A 10,006-nucleotide genomic window follows, 5' to 3' on the forward strand; every position below is an offset into this window, starting at 1 on the left:
AAATTCTCTCTAGCATTTTCTGGCTCTCGGGGTTTAGGTCTCTAATCAATCTCATTGTATTTTCCTGCTGCTTCGTTTTTTTATGTATTATACTTCTTAATTTTTTATTTGGGTAATTAATTTTGCATGACTACTTATCAACCTGATGAGTCTTGGCAAGATGTATCCCACTGCCATCAGGATTTTCATTATGAATCGCCAGAAGCTTTAATTAATGATATTCCCCATCAAGAATTAGGGTTTACGGGGTTAGGAAATGTGCATTTGTTGGCAGATTTACAAACGGGGCCAACCTGTGGTTACGAAACCATTGAAAATATTGTCCAGTGTTTTCATCCCGACATTACGAATAATTTCTCAGACCAACTGCAAATAGACTATCCCGGTCGAGGAGGTGCTTTAAATCCTGAAGATTATCAAGAAATTTTGAGTTCTTATGATATCCCCTCCCATTGGGCAAGTTTTGACCATCAGGAATTGGCTAATGCTTTAGATGAGAATCGTCCCGTGGTTTTTGTCGGAGATGCCCACGATTTAGACCCGATTTCCTATCCCGATTCTCAATCTTGGCACGCGATTACTTTAACCGATGTTAGCCGAAATCTCGATGGTGACGTTATTGGTTATCGGGGGATTGATTCTAATTTTCCCTATGAGGAAAAGTTTTGGTCTTGTTCGCAAATTGAACAAGCAAATGAGCAGTTGACCGGGGAGGTTTTAATTACCGATAAACCGGCGGAAGCTTGGCCGTTTAAAACTACTTGAGCAAAGTTGATCTGGGAGAGGAAATCTTATGACTGCTGAAATAATGGGATTTTATGTTGTTAATGGGGTTATCAATTTAATTAATAGTCAATTGGCGAGACAAGCAACGGAAAAACTGGAAGATAAGCGACAGGAATTTCAAAAATGGCAACAATTAAATAATCAGGAATTTCAGCGAGAGCAATTTGAAAAACAGAAGCAATTGCAGAAAGAACTTGCTGAAGATAACCGTCAAACTCAGTTAAAAGTAGCCCTAGAACAACGAAATACTGCTCGTCAAGTTGTTCAAGATCAGAAATTATTTCAAAACTGGCCTTTGAGAATTGTTCCCGATCAAATTTTGAATGCTAATCATGATGAGAATTTACTTTCTCTGAGAATAATTCCCGCACCTCCTGTTATCGATTTTGATCAATTTGGTGGCAACAACAAAAGTTTTCCTAATATTGAAACTGGTTTAGCGCAAGGATTACGGGAATTTTTTAATCAACATTATTCTTTTCAAAGTACCGAAAGACCGATCGAACTAATTGATGGTGGATGGGATAGTAAACGCTATCATGGTGGTGCGGCTATTATAGGTCTTTTTGCCTTATTAAAATCTGAACCCATGTTAATTTTAGAGTCCCAAATTGATGGGGATTATCTTCATCTTAATGTGGGCTATTGGGGAGAAGGACAGCAAAAATATTTTTATCAATCGATTATTTCTAATCTTCCCTATCGAGAAGTTGTCTATGAATCTATTAAAATTAGAGCAAGACAATGGCGAGAAAAAAGAGAGCAACTGGCAAAACAATTAAATAAATCTTTGGAGGAAATTGATCGGCAATATGGGAGTGATAATGCCTTTAATTTGAAAATTTTACAAGACGAAGAAGCTCTCAAGAGTGCGGGAATCGATAGCAGTGATTTAGCGACTCAACCGTATAAAGTTACGGCTAAGGATTTTGAATATCTCTGTCAGTTTTTAGTCAAATGTCAATCACTGGTAGGCGGTTGGATTGCCGATATTCACTACCTAATTCATCACAATGTCCCGCCCATTTTGCCTAAGCTTATACCCGATTTAATGCGAGGTATTGATGATCCTAAGTTATTAAAGACTATCGTTTCTGGCTATCGTCAGGTTTATGAGGCTTTAGAAAATGAACGCCCCGCTTGGATGCCTGAATTAGCATTAGATTTAGCTGATAGTTTAACTGCTTTGCCTGATAAAAATTGGGCAAGAGAACAGCTAGATTATTCCGTTAAGTCTTGGTTGCGATTGCGGGGGATAAATCCTCCTAATAATTTAGAGCAAGCGATTAAAGCGATGAAATCTGTTGTTACCGTAGCAGATGAAGTGTATTTTAATAAATTACATCACTGTTTGGCAGAACTAGAAAGTCGTCAGCTTGCTACTCAAGTTAAAGGTTTATTGTCAGAACAATTGAGTGCTGAATCTTTTTACCAACGTAGCATTAAATTGCTGAATTCAGGTCAATTGCAAGAAGCTTTATCGAACCTTAATGCTGCGTTGGAACGTTATCCCAATCATTCTCAACTTAACCAACTCCGTCGTCAATTACCTAGTAATGCTCAATTTTTTGATTTTCAAGCTGTCACCGTCGATAGTCGAGGCAAGGAAGTCAAACGGGAAAAGAAACCAGCGCGGTATTTTACAGAAAACTTAGGCAATGGTGTCACCCTGGAAATGGTCGCTATTCCAGCAGGACAATTCAAGATGGGTTCACCCGATGGACAAGGAAATGATAACGAACGTCCCCAACATCTAGTGACTGTTCCTGCCTTCTTTATGGGCAAATATCCCATCACTCAGGCCCAGTGGAAAGCAGTGGCCTCCCTGCCAAAAATTGAACGTGACCTTAGCTTAAATCCTTCTAAGTTCTCTGGCAATAATCGCCCCGTTGAACAAGTCTCTTGGTACGCTGCAGTGGAATTCTGTATGCGACTCTCGAAAGCGACGGGACGAGACTATCGCCTCCCCTCGGAAGCGCAGTGGGAATATGCCTGTCGTGCAGGAACCACCACTCCCTTCTATTTCGGGGAAACCATCACCCCGGATTTAGCCAACTACAACGGCAATTCTATTTATGCTCAGGGACACAAAGGTGTTTATCGTCAAGAAACCACCCCTGTTGGTAAATTTCCCCCAAACGCTTTTGGACTGTACGATATGCACGGCAATGTTTGGGAATGGTGCGCCGATACCTGGCACGATAACTATAAGGATGCGCCGAGGGATGGCAGTGTCTGGATAAAAAATGGTGATGATAATCGTTCTCCATTGCGGGGCGGTTCTTGGTTCTACTATCCAGATTTCTGCCGTTCCGCTTACCGCGACTACTACAGCCGCCACGTCGCCCTCAACCGCAACAACGGTTTTCGGGTGGTGTGCGGTGCTGGGAGGACTTTGTAGCAGAAAAGAATTTAACTTAGTGTCAACAGACTTGCAAAAATTAGGTGGGCATTGCCCACCCTAATCTTAGGATGGCGGTTTGTAGGTAGAAGCAACGGATAATTCCTTTAATTGCTTCGCTGCCACTGTTGAAGGTGCAGAAGTGAGTAAACAACTAGCTTGCTGGGTTTTCGGGAAAGCAATCACATCGCGAATCGATTCTTCTCCTGCTAACAACATCACCAAGCGATCTAAACCGTAGGCGATGCCACCGTGGGGAGGGGTTCCGTATTCAAAAGCTTCTAACAAAAAGCCGAATTTATTATAGGCTTCCTCTGGGGATAGACCGATGGTGGCGAAGACTTTTTCCTGTACTTCCCGTTGATAGATCCGCAAACTGCCGCCACCGATTTCAATACCATTAAAAATCATATCGTAGGCTAGGGCGCGAGCCTGGGCTAGATCGTCTAAATCTTCGGGATTAGGGGCAGTAAAAGGGTGATGCAATGCTTCTAGGCGTTTTTCCTCGGCGTTGTATTCAAACATCGGGAAATCCGTCACCCAGAGGAGGTTGATTTTCTCCGGATCAATTAATCCCAATTGTTCCCCTAAAACTAAGCGTAGGCGGGATAGGGATTTATTGACTGTATCGGTATCTCCTGCCCCAAATAAAAGCAGATGCCCCGGTTTTGCACCAGTCTTCTCGATTAAAGCCTGTTTTTGTGCCTCTGTCAGGTTATCTTTAATCGCACCGATGGTATCAAAATCGTAGTCTTCGCGCACGCGGATATAGGCAATTCCCTTCGCCCCCGCATCGGTGGCTTCTTTGAATAAATCCCCACCCGGTTTGATTCTGACGTTAGAAATCGCCTCGTTACCGTTGGGAATCGGTAAAACTTTCACCGTCCCCCCACTAGCGATCGCACCTGAAAACACCTTAAATCCCGAATCGGCAAAAATCTCCGCCACATTGACCAATTCTAAGCCAAAACGGGTATCAGGGCGATCGATCCCATAGCGATCCATAGCCTCAGCATAGGTTAAACGGGGCAGGGGCAGGCTTATATCAATATTTTTGACTTTTTTGAAGATATGAGCGATTAAAGCCTCATTCAGGGCTAAAATCTCGCTTAAGGAGAGAAAACTCATCTCCATATCCAACTGAGTAAATTCCGGTTGACGATCAGCGCGTAGATCTTCATCGCGGAAACAGCGAGCGATTTGATAGTAGCGATCCATTCCCGACACCATTAATAATTGCTTAAATAGCTGCGGTGATTGGGGTAAAGCGTACCATTGGCCGGGGTTGACACGGGAAGGAACCAGATAATCCCGCGCTCCTTCGGGAGTCGATCGAGTTAAAATTGGCGTTTCCACTTCGATAAAATGCTGTTCATCTTCGAGAAAACGGCGCATTTCTTTGACAACTTGGTGACGTAGTTGTAAATTCTGACTCATACGCTCCCGGCGTAGGTCTAGATAGCGGTATCGCAAGCGCACATCTTCCCGGACCGATTCACTTTCGGAACTAGAGACGACAAAAGGCAGTTGTTTAGTAACCCCGTTGAGAATCTCGATGCTAGTGGCGTAAATTTCGATTTCTCCGGTGGCAATGCGCGGGTTAAGGGATTCGGTAGGCCTTTGACTGACTGTTCCCGTCACCTTGATGACATACTCGTTTCTGACGGTTTCAGCGATGGGGTAGGAAGCGGGGGTTCGTTGGGGATCACTGACGATCTGGACAATACCACTGCGATCCCGTAGATCAATAAAAATAACGCCACCGTGATCGCGACGGCGATCGACCCAACCGAAGAGGGTGACACTTTTTTCAATTTCGATCGCGCTAAGGTCGCCACAGTAGTGAGTTCGCATAGTCTAACTAGAGAATTACTTATATTACGAATGTAGTATAGAAAGGATGTGGCCAGAAAAAAATCAGACGGCCTTGCTTATTATGCCAGTATTTTGTCGCTTTTGTCCTCTTGTTTAGGGTATTTTTATGGTCTTCTAGTCCTCAGCTATCGGCTTTTCGCAGATGGGCTATAATCAACAAGGCTCCTCTAGCAGTTACCAATTTTGAACGATTAAAAACATGAATTGCTTAGAAAAAAAAATGGTGCAACTGTTAAGAGAACTCAGGGAAGATCACCATGTTTCAGGGGTAAAAGCAGAATTCGAGACGGAAGGAACCCGACTGACGGAAGCGATGCGGTTGAAAGAAATTAGTCTGAAAGCGGGGGTAGATTTTAATCTGAAAATCGCTGGTTGCGAAGCGATCAGAGATATCTTTGATGGGGTTAATTTAGGAGTTGATCGCTTGATTGCTCCCATGGTAGAAACAGCCTACGCTTTACAAAAATATCTGCGGGCAGCTAGGAGGGTTTTAGCTGATCAAGGGGTGGAAGATGTGGAGTTATTGGTTAATATCGAAACGATTACTGCCTGTGATAATTTTCAGGAAATGTTGGCGATTCCAGAGATAAAATCTCTCCATGGTATCGTCATCGGACGGATGGATTTAGCCTGTTCTTTGGGATTAACTCGCCGGGATGTGAATAGCGAGCAAGTTTTGGATATGGCTTTACCTTTGGCAAAAAAAGCTAAGGCTGCCGGTTTGACTGTTGCTATTGGGGGTGGAGTATCACTAGATTCTTTACCGTTTTTCAAAATGTTCTGCCAAGGACATTTTGACCGCTTCGAGACGCGCAAAGTTATCTTTGATTGTCCCCAAGCTTTGGATAATTTCAGTTTAGCTTTGCCAAAAGCGATCGAGTTTGAATTACTCTGGCTAGAGAATAAAAAAAATTATTATGGTGCTATTGTTCGTGAAGATGACCAGCGTTTAGCAATCCTCCATGATTTACTTTTTGGTTAAAGATATTCGTCCTTCGATCAACCGCTCAAAACCTAGGCAGCAAAGTTATACGGATGTGGATTCATTGGCTCTTCTCGACTTTGTGTAATAATTTTTGCTTATGGAATTGTGAAATGCTTATCGGGCAAGACTTTTATGGCTGTTTTGCCGAAGAAACCATCAGTATAGACCTCGTTTCCACACAGAAACTAGAAGAGCCAAGAAAGCCACTTATTATGAATAACTTCTGTTAAGTAAGTAGTTATAATTAAATTGAAGATAGATTTTGCCTCTGATCCCCCCTGCACCCCTTGATAAGGGGGGTGCCGATAGGCGGGGGGATCCCCCCTGCACCCCTTGATAAGGGGGGTGTCTGACAACTTTTAACACCTACCTACTTAATTATTTTAAGGTGGTGATTCGGTAGTAGTGAAAAAATTAAAAATTATCTCTCTAATATACCGTTTCTCTCTCTATCACTATGAATACGGTCCTATCCATTAGTCACATCTTTCTTAACATTTTAACCCTTTGTAGCACAGGGCTTTCAAAACTCGATTAACAATCTATAATATTCCTGGTTGACACCCTTACTGACAAAGAAAAAACTGAAATCAAGTCAGGATAAGGGTTAGAATACTTACTGACAAAATTGTTAAGAAAGATCCCTATAAAGGATAGGGTACTTATTAATTTTCCTGCATTTTTCTGCTCACTTTGTTATTTTCGCTCTTCTGCTCTGACACCAGATTTTTTGTTCTCGAGGATTTCTCGGTCTTTTTTCACCATTTCTTTTAAAGAGTAACTCCACCGTCCACAGGTAAAACCACACCTGTCATATAGGGGTTGATAATCAAACTCAATACTGCTAGGGCGACTTCTTCGGGTTGCCCTAAATGTTCGACAGGTAGGGCAGAAACCGCCCATTTGCTCAAGTCCGAGCGTTCTGAATCACCTTGACTGCTCCAGATAGTTGTATCTTCTATTAATCCGGGGGCAACAACGTTAACGCGAATAGGAGCGATTTCTAGGGCGAGGGCGCGTCCAAATACGGCTACAGCACTATTAGCGGCGGCTATGACGGAAATTCCGCCCATTTTGGAATATTTGAAGATAGTGACGCTGGATGTCAGGGTAATAGAACCGTCCTTGGCCAAAGTTTTCAGGGAGCCACGCACGGCTAAAAAGGTTGCCCAGAATTTCTCCATACCTCCCCGGGCCGTTTCTGTGGTCATTTCAGTTAATAAGGCTCGCGGCATATTTCTGTCTCCCAGAGAGGTGACTACTAAATGGTCAAAGTTGCCAATTTCTGCAAAAAAGGTATTAACAGAATCTTCTTGTAAAAAATTAACAGTTTTGGCTTCAATCTCCCCGGAAATTAGGGCAACGGCGGCAGCTAATTTCTCTTGAGAAGCATGGGAAAGCACCACTTTTGCCCCTAGGGAGAGCAATTTTTGAGCAATCGCTAGGTCAATCCCGGAGCTTGCACCAATAATAACGACTTTTTTACCCGATAAGGAATCAAACATTTTTTTGTCTCCAAAAATTCAAGAAAAACTGACAACTAAATTGAAGATAGATGTTGGGTTCGATCTCCCCTTAATCCCCCGTTGGTAAGGGGGATGCCGATCCCCCCTGCTACCTTAATAAAGGGGTGTCTGACAATTTTTAACATCTACCTACTTATTACAGCATATTGACTGGTTTTTGAGCAGCAACTAACCAATAAGTTATGACCGAGGAACTTAGCAAATTATCCAGAGGCTTAATGTTTAAATTATAGGTCTCTTCGTCTAATTTTCCTGATTGCAATTCCTCTGTTAACCAAGACTTAAGATGGCGAAAATGTCTGAACCAGCACTCCTCCGTCACCTCGACAAATTGAACATCTTTAAACCCTGCCTGTTGATAAAGATTTTGATACTCTGCCCTATCTTTGACCGTGTTTGCTTGGGGAACTGTCCAATCCCCTAAAAGTTCCGTTGTGGCAAAACTCAGATCTGAGAGAATTAAGGTTCCCCCCGGCTTTAATACTCGCCAAGCTTCTCGGAGGAATTGCTGTCTAGTATTAAAATAAAAAGCCGCTTCTACACAAATAATTTGCTCAAAAGAATGATCAGCAAAATCCATCTCTACCGCGTCCATTAACAGAAATTTACCCTCGGGAAAATTCAAGAGACTTCTGGCAATTTGTGTCGGAGAAATGTTAATCCCTACAATTGCTGTCAATGGATAATATTTGAGAAGATAATGGGTAGTTGCTCCTAAACCGCAGCCAACGTCAAGAATTGTTCCCTGTTTGTTGGGAATAAATTCTAAAAGTTTCTCCATCAGAGTAGAGGATGCTTCCTGTTGATCTTGGGTATGGGAGAGCCAATAACCGACATTAAAAAACTCTCTTTCACCATAAAACTCTCGAATCGAAGGACTACAAATTAAATCATCGAATCTACTAATCCATTCATTTTTATCCATTGTTAAACTCACTTAAATCTCTCGACAAAAAACTACATTAGTCTAACACGATTGGGCTTAGTAGAGCGGTCAGTGGGAAGTGGGTTATAGCAATGCTTGCCCAACTGCTGTTAAGGTGCTAGATATTGACCGCGTGGCTGAGGCGATAGAAAAAAAAGGAGCCGCACCTTTTACCTTAGATACCGATAAATTTCCCTGAGAGGTTCAACTAACAGCCCAATTTAATGGTAAAAAAAGTTTTTATCAATTAACCTATAACCATCAATCTATATTATCATATCTGGTCAGGGACAGAAGTTATCGCTTTTGAATTAGGAATGGGGAGCGGAGAACAGGGAAGGAAACTGGCGTACCTGATGACTCTGAATACCGCTATAAGTGTCACCGATGGGAGTGCGAGTAAGGTGAGGATTTGACTTGAGTAAGACGGCAATATATGTTACTATCACAGGGTAATCGCAGCTATATTGAAAAAGCTGCTACTCAAAACTAGGAACGACCATGAATTATCCTAATAGCGAACAAAGTAAAGCAATCCCCTTCTTTGCTCGTTTTTTATCTGCGGACCAAGACGAGGCTCCGACTCCTGATTCCCCCCCCGATTCTGAACCCGCTCCCGTTTGGACTTGGAAATGGCCTTCTGACTGGGAAGATAGTTAATTAATTTAAAGATTGCTTTCAGTAATTCACACAGAAAACAACCACCGCCATAAGTCAAGCAGGAGTAAGATTTATGGCGGTTTTTTGTTGTATTTAGGGTTTGCTGAAAAAGTCAATTTGCCGGTGAGGGCAGCGGGGGGAGAAAGTGCTTAGTCAAGTCACAACTACTCTTCAGCAATTTCGACTTCTTTGGGAGCAATGGGTTCTTCGGCAGCAATTTCTACTTCAATAGCCTTTTTCAGGTTAAGTTTTAGAACTTGAGAAATTGGCAAACCTTCCACCTCATTGATGAGATATTCTTGAGTTTCTGTTTCACGACGTTTGAGATAGACCGTTTTAAGCAGTGCCTCAATGCCATAACCCGTCACAATGTCGCCAATAATGGTAGAGAGGCCTAAGACCCCAAGTCCACCAATTAGTCCCAGCGGACCGCCTAACCCAAAAAGTGCGTAAATCATCGGATAGGCAGTACCACCGGATGCGGCAACAGCAATAATGAAAATAATGCCGGGGAGTCCCAGAGAAGCAAGTTTTTGAACAACTTCATCCAGAGAAATTCCCCAGGAGACAAGTTTTTTGTTGATTTCTGTGGGATTAATTCCGAGAAAATCATTGGGAATGGCCGTTTCAGTAGTTTCCGTCATTGATGAGACTCCTAAAATCACTAAGTTGGATTGGTTGGTCGGGATTTCAGTCATATAAAATCCATGGTAAGGCAAAAGAATACAAATTGGCTGTCTAGCAATCAGATGCCTTGCAGCATTTTACATTAGTCTTACCATTCACACAACTTGTAGAAAATCGTCAGTTCTTAGATTAAATCCTGTTTAAAAGATACAGGAGATTGG

The 10,006-nt window shown here is 42.5% G+C and carries 8 protein-coding genes; 4 read left to right on the forward strand and 4 right to left on the reverse strand.

Features of this window, described 5'->3' with window-relative positions:
• Positions 1-126 precede the first annotated feature (126 nt).
• Together O9323_RS12470 and O9323_RS12475 are read left to right on the forward strand one after the other, a co-directional pair.
• The gene (locus tag O9323_RS12470; protein ID WP_288125204.1) at positions 127-765 is read left to right on the forward strand and encodes a hypothetical protein; all 639 of its coding nucleotides are present in this window, start codon (positions 127-129) and stop codon (positions 763-765) included.
• A gap of 28 nt (positions 766-793) precedes the next feature.
• Positions 794-3,187, forward strand: coding sequence for an SUMF1/EgtB/PvdO family nonheme iron enzyme (locus O9323_RS12475; protein ID WP_149107164.1), 2,394 nt, complete (start codon positions 794-796; stop codon positions 3,185-3,187).
• 66 nt (positions 3,188-3,253) lie between these two features.
• Here O9323_RS12475 and aspS read toward each other — a convergent pair whose 3' ends face one another.
• The gene (gene aspS, locus O9323_RS12480; protein ID WP_288125205.1) at positions 3,254-5,041 is read right to left on the reverse strand and encodes an aspartate--tRNA ligase; all 1,788 of its coding nucleotides are present in this window, start codon (positions 5,039-5,041) and stop codon (positions 3,254-3,256) included.
• 220 nt (positions 5,042-5,261) lie between these two features.
• On the opposite strand from aspS, the gene O9323_RS12485 reads away from it, so the two are divergent.
• A complete protein-coding gene (locus tag O9323_RS12485; RefSeq protein WP_288125206.1) occupies positions 5,262-6,044 on the forward strand; it encodes an aldolase/citrate lyase family protein in 783 nt (260 codons plus the stop codon).
• 773 nt (positions 6,045-6,817) lie between these two features.
• Here O9323_RS12485 and O9323_RS12490 read toward each other — a convergent pair.
• Both O9323_RS12490 and O9323_RS12495 read right to left on the reverse strand, forming a co-directional pair.
• A complete protein-coding gene (locus O9323_RS12490; protein WP_149107458.1) occupies positions 6,818-7,552 on the reverse strand; it encodes an SDR family oxidoreductase in 735 nt (244 codons plus the stop codon).
• 157 nt (positions 7,553-7,709) lie between these two features.
• The gene (locus O9323_RS12495; protein ID WP_002750788.1) at positions 7,710-8,498 is read right to left on the reverse strand and encodes a class I SAM-dependent methyltransferase; all 789 of its coding nucleotides are present in this window, start codon (positions 8,496-8,498) and stop codon (positions 7,710-7,712) included.
• A gap of 501 nt (positions 8,499-8,999) precedes the next feature.
• Between O9323_RS12495 and O9323_RS12500 the strand changes: the two genes are divergently transcribed.
• Entirely contained in the window at positions 9,000-9,158 is a 159-nt protein-coding gene (locus O9323_RS12500) for a microviridin/marinostatin family tricyclic proteinase inhibitor (RefSeq protein WP_002750786.1), read from the forward strand.
• 164 nt (positions 9,159-9,322) lie between these two features.
• On the opposite strand, the gene O9323_RS12505 is transcribed toward O9323_RS12500, so the two are convergent.
• Positions 9,323-9,802, reverse strand: coding sequence for a hypothetical protein (locus tag O9323_RS12505; RefSeq protein WP_002750783.1), 480 nt, complete (start codon positions 9,800-9,802; stop codon positions 9,323-9,325).
• Positions 9,803-10,006: the final 204 nt, after the last annotated feature.

Source organism: Microcystis sp. LE19-131.1A (assembly GCF_027532015.1).
GTDB lineage: Bacteria > Cyanobacteriota > Cyanobacteriia > Cyanobacteriales > Microcystaceae > Microcystis > Microcystis ichthyoblabe_A.

Bases quoted from the DNA above. Each gene is read 5' to 3' on its own strand.
- O9323_RS12470 (WP_288125204.1), top strand. From the start codon at position 127: ATGACTACTTATCAACCTGATGAGTCTTGGCAAGATGTATCCCACTGC.
- O9323_RS12475 (WP_149107164.1), top strand. From the start codon at position 794: ATGACTGCTGAAATAATGGGATTTTATGTTGTTAATGGGGTTATCAAT.
- aspS (WP_288125205.1), bottom strand. From the start codon at position 5,041: ATGCGAACTCACTACTGTGGCGACCTTAGCGCGATCGAAATTGAAAAA.
- O9323_RS12485 (WP_288125206.1), top strand. From the start codon at position 5,262: ATGAATTGCTTAGAAAAAAAAATGGTGCAACTGTTAAGAGAACTCAGG.
- O9323_RS12490 (WP_149107458.1), bottom strand. From the start codon at position 7,552: ATGTTTGATTCCTTATCGGGTAAAAAAGTCGTTATTATTGGTGCAAGC.
- O9323_RS12495 (WP_002750788.1), bottom strand. From the start codon at position 8,498: ATGGATAAAAATGAATGGATTAGTAGATTCGATGATTTAATTTGTAGT.
- O9323_RS12500 (WP_002750786.1), top strand. From the start codon at position 9,000: ATGAATTATCCTAATAGCGAACAAAGTAAAGCAATCCCCTTCTTTGCT.
- O9323_RS12505 (WP_002750783.1), bottom strand. From the start codon at position 9,802: ATGACGGAAACTACTGAAACGGCCATTCCCAATGATTTTCTCGGAATT.